Annotated in this window: 16 protein-coding genes and 7 tRNA genes; 15 read left to right on the plus strand and 8 right to left on the minus strand. The window is 52.4% G+C overall.

The annotated features are described in order from the left end of the window. Positions 1 to 9: 9 nt before the first annotated feature. Positions 10 to 1,932 (minus strand): arginine--tRNA ligase, encoded by a 1,923-nt coding sequence (locus IG193_RS05305; RefSeq protein WP_192818172.1) that lies wholly within the window; start codon positions 1,930 to 1,932, stop codon positions 10 to 12. Between the two features lie 91 nt (positions 1,933 to 2,023). Here IG193_RS05305 and IG193_RS05310 point away from each other — a divergent pair. Further along, positions 2,024 to 2,114, plus strand: a tRNA-Val gene (locus IG193_RS05310). A gap of 141 nt (positions 2,115 to 2,255) precedes the next feature. After that, positions 2,256 to 2,328: transfer RNA gene (locus tag IG193_RS05315), tRNA-Phe, on the plus strand. Between the two features lie 116 nt (positions 2,329 to 2,444). Here the strand turns inward: IG193_RS05315 and IG193_RS05320 are convergent. Both IG193_RS05320 and IG193_RS05325 read right to left on the minus strand, forming a co-directional pair. Further along, complete coding sequence (locus tag IG193_RS05320) at positions 2,445 to 3,458, minus strand: radical SAM protein (protein WP_192818173.1); 1,014 nt, start codon at positions 3,456 to 3,458, stop codon at positions 2,445 to 2,447. Continuing rightward, positions 3,458 to 3,733 carry a UPF0147 family protein gene (locus IG193_RS05325; protein ID WP_225876050.1) on the minus strand — a complete coding sequence of 92 codons (276 nt, stop codon included), beginning with the start codon at positions 3,731 to 3,733 and terminating at the stop codon, positions 3,458 to 3,460. Before IG193_RS05325 ends, IG193_RS05320 begins: the two co-directional genes overlap by 1 nt. Positions 3,734 to 3,860: 127 nt before the next feature. Here IG193_RS05325 and IG193_RS05330 point away from each other — a divergent pair, with 127 nt between their 5' ends. Then, positions 3,861 to 5,051, plus strand: a complete 1,191-nt coding sequence (locus tag IG193_RS05330; protein ID WP_192818174.1) for an FprA family A-type flavoprotein — start codon at positions 3,861 to 3,863, stop codon at positions 5,049 to 5,051. Positions 5,052 to 5,227: 176 nt separating this feature from the next. Here IG193_RS05330 and IG193_RS05335 read toward each other — a convergent pair. After that, a tRNA-Ser gene (locus tag IG193_RS05335) sits at positions 5,228 to 5,326 on the minus strand. A 74-nt stretch (positions 5,327 to 5,400) separates the two neighbouring features. Here IG193_RS05335 and IG193_RS05340 point away from each other — a divergent pair. Next, the gene (locus tag IG193_RS05340) at positions 5,401 to 6,150 is read left to right on the plus strand and encodes an ATP/GTP-binding protein (RefSeq protein ID WP_192818175.1); all 750 of its coding nucleotides are present in this window, start codon (positions 5,401 to 5,403) and stop codon (positions 6,148 to 6,150) included. Here IG193_RS05340 and IG193_RS05345 read toward each other — a convergent pair. After that, on the minus strand, positions 6,147 to 7,340 hold the full coding sequence (locus IG193_RS05345) for a Cdc6/Cdc18 family protein (protein WP_192818176.1): 1,194 nt from the start codon (positions 7,338 to 7,340) through the stop codon (positions 6,147 to 6,149). The two genes, IG193_RS05340 and IG193_RS05345, sit on opposite strands and share 4 nt — an antisense overlap. A 193-nt stretch (positions 7,341 to 7,533) precedes the next feature. On the opposite strand from IG193_RS05345, the gene IG193_RS05350 reads away from it, so the two are divergent. The 3 genes from IG193_RS05350 to IG193_RS05360 all read left to right on the plus strand — a co-directional run bounded on the left by IG193_RS05350 (position 7,534) and on the right by IG193_RS05360 (position 9,199). After that, positions 7,534 to 7,628, plus strand: a tRNA-Ser gene (locus IG193_RS05350). Positions 7,629 to 7,891: 263 nt separating this feature from the next. After that, positions 7,892 to 8,004, plus strand: a tRNA-Glu gene (locus IG193_RS05355). Between the two features lie 46 nt (positions 8,005 to 8,050). Beyond that, complete coding sequence (locus tag IG193_RS05360) at positions 8,051 to 9,199, plus strand: tryptophan--tRNA ligase (RefSeq protein ID WP_192818177.1); 1,149 nt, start codon at positions 8,051 to 8,053, stop codon at positions 9,197 to 9,199. A gap of 142 nt (positions 9,200 to 9,341) precedes the next feature. Here IG193_RS05360 and IG193_RS05365 read toward each other — a convergent pair. Beyond that, a tRNA-Lys gene (locus IG193_RS05365) sits at positions 9,342 to 9,482 on the minus strand. A gap of 179 nt (positions 9,483 to 9,661) precedes the next feature. Between IG193_RS05365 and IG193_RS05370 the strand changes: the two genes are divergently transcribed. The 7 genes from IG193_RS05370 to IG193_RS05400 all read left to right on the plus strand — a co-directional run bounded on the left by IG193_RS05370 (position 9,662) and on the right by IG193_RS05400 (position 12,805). Then, the gene (locus IG193_RS05370; RefSeq protein WP_192818178.1) at positions 9,662 to 10,117 is read left to right on the plus strand and encodes a 50S ribosomal protein L22; all 456 of its coding nucleotides are present in this window, start codon (positions 9,662 to 9,664) and stop codon (positions 10,115 to 10,117) included. A gap of 8 nt (positions 10,118 to 10,125) precedes the next feature. Next, positions 10,126 to 10,752 (plus strand): 30S ribosomal protein S3, encoded by a 627-nt coding sequence (locus IG193_RS05375; RefSeq protein ID WP_192818179.1) that lies wholly within the window; start codon positions 10,126 to 10,128, stop codon positions 10,750 to 10,752. A 25-nt stretch (positions 10,753 to 10,777) separates the two neighbouring features. Beyond that, positions 10,778 to 10,996, plus strand: a complete 219-nt coding sequence (gene rpmC, locus IG193_RS05380; RefSeq protein WP_225876051.1) for a 50S ribosomal protein L29 — start codon at positions 10,778 to 10,780, stop codon at positions 10,994 to 10,996. Beyond that, on the plus strand, positions 10,986 to 11,270 hold the full coding sequence (rnp1, locus tag IG193_RS05385) for a ribonuclease P protein component 1 (protein WP_192818180.1): 285 nt from the start codon (positions 10,986 to 10,988) through the stop codon (positions 11,268 to 11,270). The genes rpmC and rnp1 overlap by 11 nt, the downstream gene beginning before the upstream one ends. A gap of 59 nt (positions 11,271 to 11,329) precedes the next feature. Further along, positions 11,330 to 11,656 carry a 30S ribosomal protein S17 gene (locus IG193_RS05390; protein ID WP_192818181.1) on the plus strand — a complete coding sequence of 109 codons (327 nt, stop codon included), beginning with the start codon at positions 11,330 to 11,332 and terminating at the stop codon, positions 11,654 to 11,656. An 11-nt stretch (positions 11,657 to 11,667) separates the two neighbouring features. Further along, positions 11,668 to 12,093, plus strand: coding sequence for a 50S ribosomal protein L14 (gene rpl14p / locus IG193_RS05395; protein ID WP_192818182.1), 426 nt, complete (start codon positions 11,668 to 11,670; stop codon positions 12,091 to 12,093). 79 nt (positions 12,094 to 12,172) lie between these two features. Further along, the gene (locus IG193_RS05400) at positions 12,173 to 12,805 is read left to right on the plus strand and encodes a PDDEXK family nuclease (RefSeq protein WP_192818183.1); all 633 of its coding nucleotides are present in this window, start codon (positions 12,173 to 12,175) and stop codon (positions 12,803 to 12,805) included. Between the two features lie 87 nt (positions 12,806 to 12,892). Here the strand turns inward: IG193_RS05400 and IG193_RS05405 are convergent. Beyond that, positions 12,893 to 12,985: transfer RNA gene (locus IG193_RS05405), tRNA-Cys, on the minus strand. Positions 12,986 to 13,080: 95 nt separating this feature from the next. Here IG193_RS05405 and IG193_RS05410 point away from each other — a divergent pair. Beyond that, complete coding sequence (locus IG193_RS05410) at positions 13,081 to 14,226, plus strand: HD domain-containing protein (RefSeq protein WP_192818184.1); 1,146 nt, start codon at positions 13,081 to 13,083, stop codon at positions 14,224 to 14,226. Here the strand turns inward: IG193_RS05410 and IG193_RS05415 are convergent. Beyond that, on the minus strand, positions 14,215 to 15,741 hold the full coding sequence (locus IG193_RS05415; protein ID WP_192818185.1) for a radical SAM protein: 1,527 nt from the start codon (positions 15,739 to 15,741) through the stop codon (positions 14,215 to 14,217). The genes IG193_RS05410 and IG193_RS05415 overlap by 12 nt on opposite strands. Positions 15,742 to 15,767: the final 26 nt, after the last annotated feature.

The following is a 15,767-nucleotide window of genomic DNA, read 5'->3' on the forward strand; positions in this document are numbered from 1 at the left end:
ATTGTTTAGCTACATGCGCTCGGGCGGCTCAATCCCGAGTAGGTACATTCCATTGGCCAAAGTCTGCGCGACTGACTTTACTAGCATGAGCCTTGCCTCACGCTTCCCCTCCGGGGCTTTAAGCACGGGAGTTGTATCGTAGTACTTATTGAACTCTACCGCCAGATTGTTGAGGTACGATGTAACTAGGTCAGGCCTTAGGCTCTCGGCCGCGCTCCTCACCACTGATGGGAACTCTCCGAGGAGTAGTACCACTGGTTTTTCTTCTTCTCCGAGGAGGCTTGGGTCACCCTTAGCACTAGCTATACCTTGCTCCTCCGCTTTTCTAAGTATGCTCAGCGCCCTAACGTAGGAGTACTGCACGAAGGGCCCGCTGTTCTGCTCGAAATCCAGGACACGCTCCCAGCTAAAGGTAATAGTTCGGCTGGGAGTTTGGCTCAAGAAGAAGAATTTCAAAGCTCCTACTCCTATCTTCTCTGCATCCTTCTCACTACCTAGCCCTCTCTTCCTTATCTCCTCGCGCGCCCTGTCCACCGCCTCCTGTAATATTTCGTCGGCACTGACGTACACACCCTTCCTGCTAGTCATTCTCACTCCAGGTAGGACAACCATCTCGTAGGCATAGTGTACCAACCTCCTACCAATATCGCGGTAGCCCAGGGCATAGAGGGCGAGTCTTAGCTGAGCCTGTGCCAGGCTCTGCTGTGTTGCTATGACGTTTATGACCTTGTCTGCCCTAGCTAGCTTCCAGATGGAGTACGCTATATCTCTCGTAGTATAGAGGGTGGTGCCGTCGGATCTCTTGAGGGTTAATGGTGTTACAGAGAAGCCTGGAGGGATCGCCGCCGCCTCGCGAACCTCGTTGGACTCCGCCAGGAGGTCTGCCCGAAAGACCAGTGCTCCATCCCTCTTCTCCACAAGTCCTGTTTCGGCTAGTTTTTCAACAACCTCTTCCGTAGCGCCACTCCAAACGGTGATCTCGCTCTCCCAGTCCCAACTATCGAAAGCCACCCCGAGCCTCTCCAGAGTCTGCTTTATTCCCTCAAGACACGTGTTTATTGTTTCACGAGTTAGCTTCACAGCCCAAGGCCCGCCTTCCTCGTAACCCCTGTTTATCGCCCTTATCTCGCCTTCAGGATCGGCGCTGTGCATTATCACATCGGCGAGCTTGTTGAACACGTCTGGATACTTTTCGCTGTAATCTTTCAGCCTGGCAACGTACTCGTCTATCTTACTGTTAAGCTCTGCTATGCGCTTAGGGTCATTCTCCCTGGAGACTGACTCCTTCAGTTTCCTAACCTCGACGAGCAAATTTACCATGGTGTACACTGCACCTACAAAGTGATCTGGCTTCTCTTTTCCTTGCGCCTCTTTCACATGCTTGAAGCCATACACGGCATATGCCACTTGTAACCCGACATCATCGACGTAAAAGTGGGATCTAACGTCGTGGCCGCGGGATTTCAAAAGCCTGACTAAGGCTTCTCCAAGTACAGCGTTCCTCAAGTGGCCAACATGCAGGGGGTGAATGGGATTGGCACTCACGAACTCTACTATAATCCTCTCCTCCTCCTCGCTTGGAACACTGCCGTACCGGACGCCCAGGCTCAGGATGGAGTCAATAACAACTGGAGCGTACTCTCTGATATTGACCTCCAAGTTCAGGTAATCGTTCACTATTCCCCTCGGCGTAAGCATGGAATGCCCAACGCTGCCCAGAACCCTACTAATCCTCTCGCGGATGGTCTCCGCCGGAAGGCCTGCCTCCTTGTACAATTTGAAAAGCGGCACGGAGACATCGCCGTATTGCCTGAGCGGTCTGCGAACCTCCACAGCACTCAGATCGAGGCTTAGACCTGCTACCTCGGCAACCCTAGCCAGGTACTCTCTAACCCTCTCCTTGAGGTAGTCGGAAGGCGAGACAACACTCATAGTGCCCACATACTAAAGAAGGCACTCAATTTAAAGGATACGCCCGTCCGAGCTAAAACTTTTATAGCATCTCGTGATAGCATAAATACCAGGGCCCGTGGTCTAGCGGTTAGGATGTCGCCCTTACAAGGCTAAAAGCTTAAGATCGGCGGAGATCCCGGGTTCGAATCCCGGCGGGCCCATATTTTATCGTGTTTTGCAAAAGAGGGTCTGCCAGTCTGCCCGTTTTGCCTTAACGCTTGGCGGAGCTGCCTATGGAATAGAGAGAATGCTTAAATATTGCCCTTTGTAACAAATAACGGTACGGGCAAGGCAAAAACAAAGCCGGGGTAGCTCAGCTGGGAGAGCGCTCGGCTGAAGACCGAGAGGCCCCGGGTTCGAATCCCGGCCCCGGCATCATTTTTTCGTTATTTGTAAAGTGAAGGTTTGCCTGATAAGAGAGGCATATCCATGCGCCCCGAGCACTCCTCGAGCCTTCAACTGCCTGGAATTACCTAATACCGCTTGTTAGACTAGACGGGTGTCTCCTCAACGCTCATCCAGTTTAGAAGTGGCGCTCTTTCGACCACTCTCCCACGGCTCATGATATCGATCAAGAAGAAATGGAGCACGCCTGGAGGGTAGTAGTGTGCAACCTCACCGGCCTCGTGCTTGAGCTCGGTGTATTCTAGTTCAAGCGTGGTGCCTTCGTCTGTCACGAGTTGGTGGGGTTTTGAGACGAGTGTAGCAGTTCGGTAGTAACGGAGGCCTGTCTGCTGGTAGTCTTTGACTGCTACTGGGCAGAAGTGTACGGCTACGCTGTACATCTTCTTCTCGGCCATTTGTATGACTTTTAGCGCTGTGCCTCTGCTGCTTCGGGCGCTCCTGTAGTCTTTCTTCATCCTGTAGCCCCTGAGCAGGAGGGAGGAGTAGTTGGTCTCTGTGAACTCGAGCTCGTTCAGGTTCACAAACTGGAGCTCGTACTTCTCAGCTAGATCTATCACTTTGGCGAGAGCCTCTTCTCCGCCAGGGAGAGAGGGGTACTCGAGTCCTAGGTCTAGTTTGTCGTTGTACTCTCTTACGAGTTTGAGCCTATCCTCCAGGATATCGAAGGGTGCGTGGATCCTCAGCTCGTCGAGCCCTGCGTCGGCGAGGCTCTGCACAGCCTCTCGCGTAAGCGGGACACCACTCGTGTAAAGGTGTATGTGAAAGCTCGCGCCAAACCTCTCCTTTAGTCCCCTTATTACCTCGACGGCCCTCTTGAGCTGTACCAGTGGCTCGCCACCCGTGAGGCTAGCCCCTCTCGAGGCAGACCTTAGAACCTCGAATACTGTTACCTCCACCAGCCTAGGCTCGTCCGTGTTCGCCTCGTTGACGAATATGACGTCTCTGTTTTTCCTCTCAGCGCCTAGGGGGCAGTAGAAACATCGGAGCGGGCACAAACCAGTCAGAAAAATAACTGTTTTTAGCCCCTCTTGGCAGAGCCTACAGCCTCGGGGCAGGTTACCGTATACAATGCTACCCGTGGGCAGTCTTCGCACGCTCATTAATCTTTGACCTGCTCCAGAAGGGACGTTACCTGCCAGATTTTCGTGCGCGCAAACAGCGGCATGTTGGGATCTGTCGAGATTTCGTCTAACTTGGATATCACGGTTGCCGCACGCAGCCCTGTAGACATCTTCGCGTCCATTAGAATCTCAATAGACTCTGTTGCAACTCTTCTAATATTCCTCGGGACACCCCTATCATCGGCAATCTGCTTGAGAATTTCAATAGCGTTTCTTATTTGAGGAGGCATTTCCTGCGCCATAGCCAACCCCAACCCCCCTCTAACCTAAAACACAGATATAATTTTTTGTTTCCTTGCGCCCGGACTCTGCCCCTAAGATCTTTCCTACTCTCCAACTACAGACAATAAAAATTAGTAGGGCGAGCCTACCAATACATCTGTGGGTATTAAGACGTATATTGAGAGGGTTACAGATGACCTCTACGTCCTACGCGTAGATGACGCGAATATAGAGTTCTTCGAGGCTCTGTGGGAGATCCCCGAGAAAATCTCTTATAACGCGTATTTACTCGTGAAAGAAGACCACGTCGTGCTCTTCGACGGCTGGAAAGCAGAGTACTCCCAGCTACTCCTCGAGAGTATTGGGAAGGTTATTGACCCACGAGGCATTACGGAAGTCGTCGTCCACCATGTAGAGCCCGACCACTCTGGGAGCATCCCGGAGATAGCAAGGGTGAGCGAAAAGGCAGTGTTCCTGGGGCACCCACTCGCAGGTAGAATGCTTTCAAGCTTCTACGGCGTTAGAAGATTCAAACCATTACAGGACGGCGCTGTTGCTGACTTCGGAGTTAAAGCTAGGTTCATCCACACCCCATGGCTCCACTGGCCCGAGACGGCCGTCACCTATCTTGAGGATGAGGGAGTACTCCTGTCATGTGACGCCTTCGGTAGCTACTCACTCCCACCTCTTTTCGACGACCAGGCAGACTTTACGGGGCTCGAGCGGGCGGCTAGGAAGTACTTCGCCACCGTGATAGGCCACTATGCGCCTTTCGTGAGCAAGGCTTTGGAGAAACTGAACAAGCTTGGCGTGAGGCCGCAGATAATCGCGCCTGGACACGGCACCATATGGAGGAGGAACGTGGATCAGGTGCTCAAGCTCTATGCCAACCTTGCTGGCGAAGAATTAGGCGGTGAGGCAACGATAGTCTATGTCTCTATGTACGGCAACGTCGAGTCTGCGGCTCAGCTCGTGGAGAAGGCTCTTAAAGAGAGAGGATTAAAAGTCAACGTGTATAAATTTACAGACAAGGCACGGGCAAGCATGGGAGACGTGCTAGAGAGCATAAGCAGGTCTAAGATTGTCGTTGTCGGCGCGTCGACATATGAATCGGAAGTCCAACCCTTGATGAGATATCTTTTAGGGATCATCTGTGAAAAGTTCTCGTACAGGAAAAAGCTCTCGTTCCTAGTGCTCTCTCCTTACGGCTGGAGCGGCACTGGGGGGAAGAAGCTCGGCGAGGCTCTCAGGGGATTTGGCTTCTCGAGGGTCGAAGTTGTTGAGTGGGAAGGCCGTCTAACAGACGACGTATCTAAGAGGATGCTGGATGCATTAGAGAGAGTTCTATAGGAACCTTTTCCGGTGTGGCTTGTAGGCCTCTATTTCTCCAGCGGCGCCCGGGCTACTAAGGCACGTGGCGTGGCCAGCCTCTTAGGCTTAATGGAGCTACTCCTACCACACCACTTCCCAGGCGTTTAAGCACTTAAACAGCAAAACCTCATATTCGGCTAAAAACGTAGATTGAGCGCCGGGGCCGGGATTCGAACCCGGGCACCCTCAGAGGGGCAGTGGATTTCACGTGGAGATCTCGAGTCCACCGCCTTAGTCCGCTCGGCCACCCCGGCGCTTTCTGGAATCTATTCTACCTGCATGCATTAAACTTTTTCTACGCCCTATGTATACCCGCTTCAGGAGTGCTATGAAGAGTGTTGTCCTCTTCATTGGTCCAGCTGGTAGTGGGAAGACTTCGCTGACTGCAGCGTTCGGCAAGTGGCTGTGGAGCAGGATGGTTACGCCAGCGGCGTATGTGAACCTCGACCCAGGAGTGGAGTATCTGCCCTACAGGCCCGACATAGATATCCGCCAGTACGTAACTGTCGAGGAAGTCATGAAGAAGTACGGTCTCGGACCCAACGGGGCGCTAATCAAAAGCATCGAAATAGCGTGTAAATACCTCGACGATATCCTCGAGAGGGCCTCTAAACTCCCGGCTCCATATGTTCTAGTCGATACCCCCGGCCAAATGGAGCTCTTCTTGTTTAGAGAGTTTGGCCCCAGGTTCGTGGAGAAGTTCAAGAAGGCGGGCCACATAATAGGTGTCGTAATTTTGGATCCGACACTTATGCGTAAGGCCCAGGACATCGTGTCCCTCAAGCTCCTGTCTTTGCTTACCAGTTTAAGACTTGGGGTGGACGTTATACCGGTGATAAACAAGGCCGACGCCGTGGAAGAGGGTGAGATCCTTAGGGACGATGAGCGCCTACGGCTAGAACTTAGCAGGGAGAGCGAGGGGGTCATAGGTGAGATCTCGGAGAGGATTCTAGACCTGCTTAACGACTACAGGCTCGCGACCCGAGTGCCTCTCGTCTCCGCGACTACTGGGAAGGGACTGGAAGAGCTTTACGACATGCTACACGAGATATTCTGCGCATGTGGAGACTTGACTTAGCCAATGCCAAATAGAGTCTTTAGTATGGAGTCTGATGCCAGCCCCTCTTCTACATTCTTCAGCGGCACACCTATTGATACGACTTTGGTTCTGCCGTAGCGGCCGAGACTTATAACCCTGGCATTTATAATCCCCACAATGTCTAGTTCATTTATAATATCGCTTATCCTGCGCGAAGTCACAGGCTCCATGCCGAGCTTCGAGGCCAGCTCCTTGTATTTGTCGTAGATCAGGCCTGTAGTTATCATTCTTGAGCTATTGTCCCTTGATAGGAGGTAGATAGATGCTAGGACGAGCTTCACGTGTAGCGGCATTGTCTTTATAATATCTACTGCCAAGTTCTTCTCTATCTCGTTCCTGGCCTTGTCAACGTGCACTTGGGTTATCTTATCAGCTCCCTCTCTGTCTGCAATATCAGCAGCCTTCAAGAGGATGTCAAGCGCTAACCGACAGTCTCCGTTCTGCCTAGCAGCTATAGCCGCAACTTTCTTCAGTACTTCATCGTCGACGACGCCATCCTTCAAGGCCTCCCGGGCTCTACGCCTTAAAATGTCTTCGAGCTGCACCGCATTGTAGGGCGGGAAGACGAGCTCCTCTTCTCCAAGGCTACTCTTTACACGTGCATCGAGGAACTCTGTGAACTTCAAGTCGTTTGTTATGCCTATGACGCTAACCTTAGAGCTTGTCAGCTCCTCGTTTACACGCGTCAAGAAGTATAGTACATCGTCACCGTTCCTCTTGACAAGGTTGTCAACTTCGTCCAGAACTACTACAATTATACCCCGGTGGCGTTCAAGGCCTTGAACAAGCCTCTTCATAACCTCCCCCAGGGCTAGGCCCGTGAATGGAACCTTCACGCCCAGGTGCTTCGCTAGTTCGGCGAGCACACGGTAGCTAGTGTTGTTCTGACGGCAATTGATGTAAACATAGTCCACCTTGTGCTGAGCTTTTTCCCTAATCTTTCTAAGCACGTACTTAGTAACAGCAGTCTTCCCAGTGCCTGTCAACCCGTATATGAACACGTTGGATGGACGGGATCCTGTGAGAGCTGGTGCGAGAACCTTTGCCAGCGTGACGATTTGTTCATCCCTGTGCGGCAGTTCCTCAGGCACGTAGTCTGGTAGTAACTTCTCCCTATCCCTGAATACCTTAGAGTCCAAGTACTGGTGAAATATTTCCTCGATAGACATAAACCTCCAGACGTTTTCTCTAATCAGCAACTAAATTTACAAATTACACCGTTTTAGCCCTAATCACAACTTATGATGCTCGAAATATAATCGTATAATGCCTCCATACACTAGAACCTGGGGCAGGAAAAAGGAACATGCGAGAGCGATGTCTTTATATCTACAACATTCTAAAACTCTAGAGTGGAGAGTAGCCGGGGTGGCCGAGCGGACCAAGGCGATGGCCTGGAGTCCTCAGAAAGCCATTACCCCCCTGAGGGTGCCCGGGTTCGAATCCCGGCCCCGGCGCTCAATCTACGTTTTTTAGCCGACCTAACTGTGCTTCGTAAGAGAAGGTTTGGTGGCCTACCCGGTGGGGTTCCGCGCCCTTTGCAAGGCTTTTCAAGCCTCGCCTCCTCTTAGGCTCTCCGAAGCCGATTTCTGCAGTAAGACTATGTAACGCGGTGACAGGCTTCCAACATGTACAGCACTTTCTCGAGTAGCTTAAAGGCACTTTTCCAGTTAGGAGTAGCGGAAGGTTTATCTATTATCTCCTATTCAGTATCTCGCGAGCCCCGGTCGTCTAGCCCGGTCAGCCCGCGCGGGGGCCGAGAGGATATCGGCCTTTCGAGGTGATGGAGCCAGAGAAAGCCGAGGATCCCGGGTTCGAATCCCGGCCGGGGCATAATTTTCCGAAGAAGATAAATATCCACATGTACTAGGAGTTGGGGATGTCCTCGGAAGGATATAGTATTACGCCATGGGAGGCTAGGGGTAAGATAGACTACGATAAACTCGTTGAGGAGTTTGGAGTGGAGAAGATCAGTGATGATCTACTGGAGCAGATAAGGAGACTTGCGGGAGATCTGCACCCTTTGATCCGGAGGAAGTTCTTCTTCGCTCACCGCGACCTCAATCTAGTCCTGGACGACTACGCTAATGAGAGGGGGTTTTTCCTGTATACGGGCCGCGCTCCCAGCAAGGCGCCTATGCACTTAGCGCACATTGTTCCATTCATAATGACGAAGTGGCTTCAGGAGAAATTCGGCGTAAACACGTACATCGAGATCCCAGACGAAGAGAAGTTTCTCGCGAAGAAGGTTGACTCGCTAGAAGAAGTAGAACCCTACGTTAGGCAGGATATACTCAACATTGCTGCTTTGGGTTTTAACGAGGACAAGACCTTCATCTTCAGGGACTCTGAGTTCATAGGCAGGATGTACAAGCCTGCAGTACTAGTGGCGCGCTACATAAACTTTTCAACTGCTAGGGCAGTTTTCGGCTTTGATGGAGAGACAAGCATAGGGTTGATATTCTACCCGGCTCTACAGATAGTACCAACGCTTTTCGAGAAGAAACGCCCACTAATACCCTGCGGTATCGACCAAGATCCTTACTTCAGGCTTCAGCGAGACATAGCCCCAAGGCTCAACAGGTTCAAGGCTTCTGAGCTACTCGCGAAGCTAGCCTGGGGCCTCACAGGCCCCGAAAGCAAGATGTCAGCATCAGAGCCGGAGACCGCCATAATGCTGAACGACCCGCCGGATACTGTCAGGAGGAAGGTCATGAACGCCTATACCGGTGGCCGTGCAACGGTAGAGGAGCAGCGCAGATTGGGTGGTGTTCCCGAGGTCTGCACGGTCTTCCACTGGTATACTCTGCTATTCGAGGAGGACGACAAGAAGTTAGAAGAGCGTTACTGGGCTTGCAAGACGGGGAAACTGCTGTGCGGCGAGTGTAAAGCCGAGCTCGTGAAGAGAATAAATAACTTCCTCGCGCTCCACAACAAACGCGTTGCTGATGCTGAGAAGAGGATAACGAAGTACATGTACGACGGCAAACTAGCAAGCGAAATGTGGAAATGGGAGTTCAGGCCGTAAGACTCGGGTGGGGGTAGGAAGCCTCTCCGGGCCTTGCTGGTTCTTTCCCGTCACTTCGTCATTTAGCGTACCAACCCGCCTCGTGGACAGTAAACTCTCTTTCACAAAAAACAATTATCCAGTTAAAATACACAAAAATTTACGGGCCGGCCGGGATTCGAACCCGGGACTTCCGCCGAGCGGCGGATTCCCACGACAGGGCACCGCCGCTGCGACTACGGGTTAAGAGCTTCGACCCAGTTTTCCAGCCGACCGCCGCTCTACCTAGCTGAGCTACCGGCCCAAACTCTCTTTGCTCTGGTGTTATTCTTGTGGGTGGTATTTAAGCATTCTCTTTTCCTTTTATCGCCGTTGAGGTAGTCGAGAACGCAGATTACCCGGAAAGGAGGGCCAGAGGATGGGGGGTACATCTCGGTGAAAAACCTTTATATTATGTTGTTCAGTGGGAGACTGAGGTTGGGTATGCCTACGTGGCGGTATAGTGTCGAGCTAGATCCTTCGAGAACGGCTAGAGCTTCGCTGAGAGACGTGAGCATGTCGTATAAGGCTACAGTGGAGACTTTAAGACTGATTAGGGGTAAAAAGCTCAGCGAGGCGAGGAGGATTCTGGAGGAAATAGCCTCCATGAAGAGACCTGTACCCTTCAAGCGGTTTTATCGGAAAGTAGGACATAAGAGAGGGATTAGTGGATCCGGCAGGTACCCTGTTAAGGTCGCGAAGAATCTGCTGAGCCTTCTAGACAACCTAGAGAACAACGCTGAATTCAAGGGGCTAGACGTAGATAACCTTTGGATTGTCCACGCTGCGGCGCACCAGAGCTTCAAGATACGGAATTATCTCCCGAGGGCATTTGGGAGGGCTACGCCGTATTATGACCAGCTCGTTCACGTTGAGATAGTAGCTGAAGAGAGGACTTAGGTGGTTGTATGTCGTCCATAGCGCGTAAGACTGTGAAACAAGGCATTCAGTACATGATGCTACACGAATACGTCCAGAGGCAGTTTGTGCGTGCAAATTATGTGTACACTCAGTTCTTCAAGACACCCATAGGGACGAAAGTCATAATCTACGCGGGGGTTCCAGGTATGGTCATAGGCAGGCGTGGTGCTAACATAAAGGCCCTAGCAGAGGTGCTTGAGAAAGAGTTTGGACTAGAGAACCCTCAGATCGACGTTGTTGAAGTGCCAAACCAGGATCTTAATGCCAAGATAATGGCCTACAGGATTGCAAGGGCGCTGGCGAGAGGCGTAAAGTTCCGCAGGGCGGCGATGGTTGCACTGAATAGGATTATGGCTGCTGGTGCGAGAGGGGCAGAGGTCGTGATAAGCGGGAAGCTCACGAGCCAGAGGCACAGGACGGAGAGGTTTACGAGAGGATATCTACCTAAATCGGGGGAGCCAGGAGAAGAGCTTGTGGAGGAGGCATGCGTCCATGTGTTGCTGAAGCTTGGAATGTATGGAGTTAAAGTGCGCATCATGAAGCCCACACGGATGCCTGATAACATAGAGTTTAAGGCACCCCAGATGGCTGCAGAAGAGGCCGGTAAAAGTTAATAGGGGTCAGAGCTGGTGGTTTGTTGTGCCTAAAGGCCTGATGAGAATTGAGGAGATAAGGAGCATGAACCCTGAAGACCGCAAGAAGAAGTTGGCCGAGTTAAGAGCAGAGCTGGCGAGATTAAAGGCTCAAGCGAAGCGCGGCTCTCTAGAGAAGACAGCACTCATTAGGAAGATAAGGAGGACAATAGCGATGATACTTACCGTCGAAAGAGAGGAAGCAATGAAGAAGCATGAGGGTTAACCCGAGGAATATTCTTCGCCACGAACTCATAGGTTTGCAGGCAGAAGTCGTCGAGGCGCGGAACCCTTACCTAGTTGGCATAAGAGGCATTGTACTGGATGAGACGAAGAACACGCTGGTCATAGGAGAGCCAGGCGGCGGGAGAAAAACGGTGTTGAAATTCCAGGCAGTTTTCCGTTTCATCCTACCAGATGGCACTAAGGTTCTCGTAGACGGGAAGTACCTTGTTGGCCGGCCTGAAGAGAGGCTTAAAAAGCTGTACCATAGGTGGTAGACTGTTACAAAAATTTTAAAAGAGCCCTTAATGTAGAGTGTTCAGGCTTGGTGTAAAGTATGGCTAAGAGGCATGTAGGCATTCCAGGCCTCAACCCTCCGGAGAAGAAATGCAACGACCCACTGTGCCCGTGGCATGGAACACTTCCTGTTAGAGGGCAGATACTCAGGGTTAGAGTCGAAGACATGAAGATGAACAGAGCAGCTGTGGTTGTCCACGAGTACCTGCACTATAACCCGAAGTACAAGAGGTACGAGCGCCGCAGGACAAAGAAGCATGTGCGCGTGCCACCATGCATTGATGTTAAGCCTGGGGACGAGGTAATAATAGGTGAGACAAGGCCCCTGGCGAAATCCATATCTTTTGTTGTGTTAGGCAAGGCTTAGGGGTGGTCTGAATGGCTAAGAGGGGGCCTAAAACAGTAGGAGTATCCTATAGGCTCGGCTTGACGCCGGGCATATTCATGGAGAGCCTCGTCAAGGTCGCCGATAACTCCGGGGCCACTCTGGCAAAGGTTATAGGCGTTCCCCACTATAAGGCTGTGTGGAGGAGGATACCTGGAGCGGCTGTCGGCGATGTTGTCATAGTTTCCATTCGCGCTGGGAAGCCAGAGCTGAGGAAGCAGGTCATGAGGGCGATCGTTATCAGGCAGAAGAGGCCCTACAGAAGGGCTGACGGCACCTGGATAGCCTTTGAGGACAATGCCGTAGTAATCATAACACCCGAAGGCGACCCGAAGGGAACAGAGATACGGGGACCCCTAGCCAAGGAAGCGGCTGAGAGGTGGCCCAAACTCCCTCCGATGGCATCAATAATAGTATAGCCAGGATGGTACATTGACACATATAAGGTCAGAAATAGTACTGGCTTTTATCGCTCGCTACCTATCCCAGCATGGCACAGTGAGCATAGCAGAAGTGGAGCGCGAGACTGGCATTAACAGGATCTTCGTCGAAGAGCTTCTGAGAAGCCTAAACATAGCTGTTGAAGACGGCGTTATACGGGAGCGCCTGAGCGGGGTACTCTTGAAGGCCTGGCTAGCGGGCCACGATATAGTTTCCCTGGCTCTCAACTCTGGCTGGAGTAGTCTAGAGGAACTCGTATCCCATGTTCTGAGTGAATCCGGCTACAGAACCTACAGGACTGTGAGGTTCAGGTTCCAAGGTAGGAGGTTTGAGGTCGATGTCTTAGCCTTTAAGACAGGCCTCGCGCTTTGTATTGATTGTAAGAGGTGGAAGCGATTACGGGAGGGCATGCTACGAAGAGCCGCGGAGGCACAACACGCAAGGTGCGGGATTCTCTCAAAGGCTCTAGAGGCAGGGTTATTAATCTACGACGTGCCAGCAGGCGAGTACAAAATGTTGCCCCTCATAGTCTCGCTGTACGAGCCATCAACAGTCATCCACTCTAACACAATCATAACTGGGCTCAGGGGGCTCGTCGAGCTAACATCTGAAGACACGGTATACATGCTAGCATCGGCATCTATCCAGCCTGTCTCATTTACGGTTCCGAGGAGGATACGCCTTTTTTAAAGCTCTTTCCTATAGTAAAGAGCCAGGGCATGCAATAATAACCCCCTTTTACAAAAAACGGCAATTCAGTTAAAATTAACAAAATTAAGCCGGGGCCGGGACTCGAACCCGGGGAATAATCGGGTTTCACCGGCTAGGTACCACTGCAGCCCGACGCCTTGACCACTCGGCCACCCCGGCCCTGTCTAAGTTTATGTAGGCCCCGTCACTCTAATAAACTTTCTTAGCCAGGGACAACCTTAATACCATGCATGCTCTTTGCCAGACGTAAAGAGATGGTATTCGCGAGGGAAATATACGACGAGGTACATGGTTTTGTAGACCTTACACCCCTTGAGGAGGAGCTGATCAAGAGCTGCCCCCTGACACGCCTCCACAGGGTAAAGCAACTTGGTCCAGCATTTTACATATACCCCTCGGCGACGCACACGCGGCTAGCCCACTCAATAGGGACGATGCACTTAGCTGACAGAATGTACGCCTCGGCCGTGAACGGCGACGCCTACGAGCGACAACTAATACGCCTCGCGGGGCTCCTTCACGACGTCGGGCATCTCCCATTTTCCCACGCGCTACCCGGAGACCATGAGGCGCTGGGCCTCGAGGTGATAAGAAACCTCCTGTCTGACATCATCTCGGAATACCTACTTGACTTAATCGAAGTTCTCACAGGGCGCCACAAGCTCTCACCCATCATAGCCTCCGAGATAGACGCGGATCGCCTCGACTACCTCCTGAGAGACGCCCACCACCTCGGCCTCCCCTACAGGATGGTCGACCTCGAACGCATACTACGTAGCGCGAAGTTGGCCAGGGTTGACGGGAAGTGGGTGCTCGCCTTCGAGCAGGGCGCGGAGGTCGCTGTCGAGGCCCTACTCGTGACCCGCCTGAGCCTCTTCCGGAGGGTCTACCTTCATAAACACGTAGCGGGGCTCGAAGCTCTCTTAGCCCGCATCTACATGAAAATGGTGGAAGAGGGCTTCGTTGAACCACCTCTGGAGCTTGTCAAGAGCGAGAAGTGGTGTTTCTTCGATGATTGTGCACTACTCGAGGCCATGAAAGCGGCATCTACTGGGAAGGGCTGGCTCGCCGAGGCTTCTCATATGTTCCTCAAGGGGGAACTGTTACAGATGGTTTTTGAAGCGCGGTTGGGTAGCGACGAAGAACTCCAGGAGGCCGTGTCTCAGTGCCCGGTGCCGCGCGAATGGGTTTTCCTACACAGGCCTAAACTCGTGCCGTTTAGAGACCCCTCTAAAATACTCATCGAAGTCGGGGGAGAAGTTGTGCGGCTATCAGAGCTAGGGGGGACTCTCCTGGAGAAGCTCGCGAGCTACGTTTACTCGCCCGTCCGAGTGTATACAAAGCCTGAGTATGCACGCGCGCTCTGGGAGTGCCTGTATAAGAGACTACTAAAGCCTTAACCACATTGCTCGTGGGTGAAGTCTTATAAAGTCCCAGGGGTGCGGCTGCTCGAGCTTCCCAGTGTATCTCTCTAGGTTTAGGCCTGTGTTAACAACTGCTCTACGCCATGATCCAAGCCCTCCGCCTAGGCTAGCCCACTCAGCGAGTGTTCTTCCAACGTGTGGATCGCCTCGGGAGATTACGGTCTGTACTAGGGCGAGCCTCGGATCGTATACTCTGATGTCTGCTATTCCAGCCAGCCTCCTCTCGAGGTATAGTATCCGCTTTCGAGCTTCCTTTACGCCAACGAAGGCTTCGTCTTGGAGCGGCGTGTGAGGCTTCGGGACAAACGGGCTAATAGTTACCTTGAGCTCTTTCTCGCCCTTAAAACCGCTTGCACCCGAGAGCCTGAGCACGTAAGAGGCCGTCTCCTCGAGGTCTTCTGGGCTCTCGCTCGGTAGGCCGACCATTAGGTAGATCTTAAGGCTTCTGAAGCCGAGCCTCTTTGCCGTTAATGCGACCTCTATTGACCTCTCGAGGCTTATATACTTGCCCGTCCTGAGGGCGAGCTTCTTGGAGCCGGTCTCTGGGGCTATCGTGATCGTTTTCTGGCCCCCGAGCTTCACCAGCTCTAACCTTCTCTCATTTAGCGTCTCTGCTCTGAGGCTTGGCGCTGAAAAATTGAAGTGCTCGTCTAGGAGTTTCTCGAGGATTGCCTCTGCTCTGCTGTGGTCGAAGAACGATAGACTCACCAGCTTCACCAGCGACGACTTATTTGCCTCGCGGCCCTTTAGCGCTATTTCAATGACGTCGTCTAGAGGCCTCTCCCTCATAACGTTGAATATTCTGCCTTCGAGGCAGAACTTGCACCCCCTGAAGCACCCGCGGGCCGTCTCGATGGCCGTGCGTAGCCTCCAGTCAGGATCCCCGTAAGGCTGAAACTGCGCAACCGGATGGAACTCCAGCGGCAAACTCCTGGGGTAGGTGAACGTGACCTCCTCGCTTTGGTTGAGCTCGGGTACATAGAAGCCTCTCTCGGGGGCAAGTTTCTCCAAAATGCCCCTCTTCTCTCCGCGGTGCTCCCTAAGAGTGTCGAGTAAGAGGGGCATTATCTCCTCTATTTCCCCAATCGCGAGAACATCTATGAAGTCGGCGAGGGGTGTTGGGTTAGCTATTATAGGAGGGCCTCCGGCTACGAACAGCGGCCTGGCTCTATCGCGGGATCTGAGAGGCACCCCCGCTGCAAGCATGAACCGCAGAATATTCACGAAGTCCAGCTCGTAGTGGACGGAGATGACTATCACGTCAAACGAGTCTAGAGAAGCGCGGCTCTCAAGGCTAGCTACCAGGGGGGCCCCGTCATTACCGAGCACAAAGCGCTCTGCAACAACGTCGTCCTGGGAGTTCAAGTAGTAATAGAGCATCTGGAAGGCCAGCGAGTCCGCGGCCACGTGGTAGAGAGACGGGTACAGAAGGCCTACTCTAAGCATTCCTCTCCGGTACTTCTTGCGTATAGTGTTAAGCTCCCGAATCACTTATTAATCGCATCTGCATCTTCGAA

This window comes from Infirmifilum lucidum (assembly GCF_014876775.1).
Taxonomy (GTDB): Archaea; Thermoproteota; Thermoprotei; order Thermofilales; family Thermofilaceae; genus Thermofilum; species Thermofilum lucidum.

Coding starts and splice junctions, on each gene's coding strand:
- rpl14p (WP_192818182.1), top strand. CDS start 11,668: ATGGCTAAGAGGGGGCCTAAAACAGTAGGAGTATCCTATAGGCTCGGC.
- IG193_RS05370 (WP_192818178.1), top strand. CDS start 9,662: ATGCCTACGTGGCGGTATAGTGTCGAGCTAGATCCTTCGAGAACGGCT.
- IG193_RS05305 (WP_192818172.1), bottom strand. CDS start 1,932: ATGAGTGTTGTCTCGCCTTCCGACTACCTCAAGGAGAGGGTTAGAGAG.
- IG193_RS05390 (WP_192818181.1), top strand. CDS start 11,330: ATGGCTAAGAGGCATGTAGGCATTCCAGGCCTCAACCCTCCGGAGAAG.
- IG193_RS05410 (WP_192818184.1), top strand. CDS start 13,081: ATGGTATTCGCGAGGGAAATATACGACGAGGTACATGGTTTTGTAGAC.
- rnp1 (WP_192818180.1), top strand. CDS start 10,986: ATGAGGGTTAACCCGAGGAATATTCTTCGCCACGAACTCATAGGTTTG.
- IG193_RS05375 (WP_192818179.1), top strand. CDS start 10,126: ATGTCGTCCATAGCGCGTAAGACTGTGAAACAAGGCATTCAGTACATG.
- IG193_RS05320 (WP_192818173.1), bottom strand. CDS start 3,458: ATGAGCGTGCGAAGACTGCCCACGGGTAGCATTGTATACGGTAACCTG.
- IG193_RS05360 (WP_192818177.1), top strand. CDS start 8,051: ATGTCCTCGGAAGGATATAGTATTACGCCATGGGAGGCTAGGGGTAAG.
- IG193_RS05345 (WP_192818176.1), bottom strand. CDS start 7,340: ATGTCTATCGAGGAAATATTTCACCAGTACTTGGACTCTAAGGTATTC.
- IG193_RS05340 (WP_192818175.1), top strand. CDS start 5,401: ATGAAGAGTGTTGTCCTCTTCATTGGTCCAGCTGGTAGTGGGAAGACT.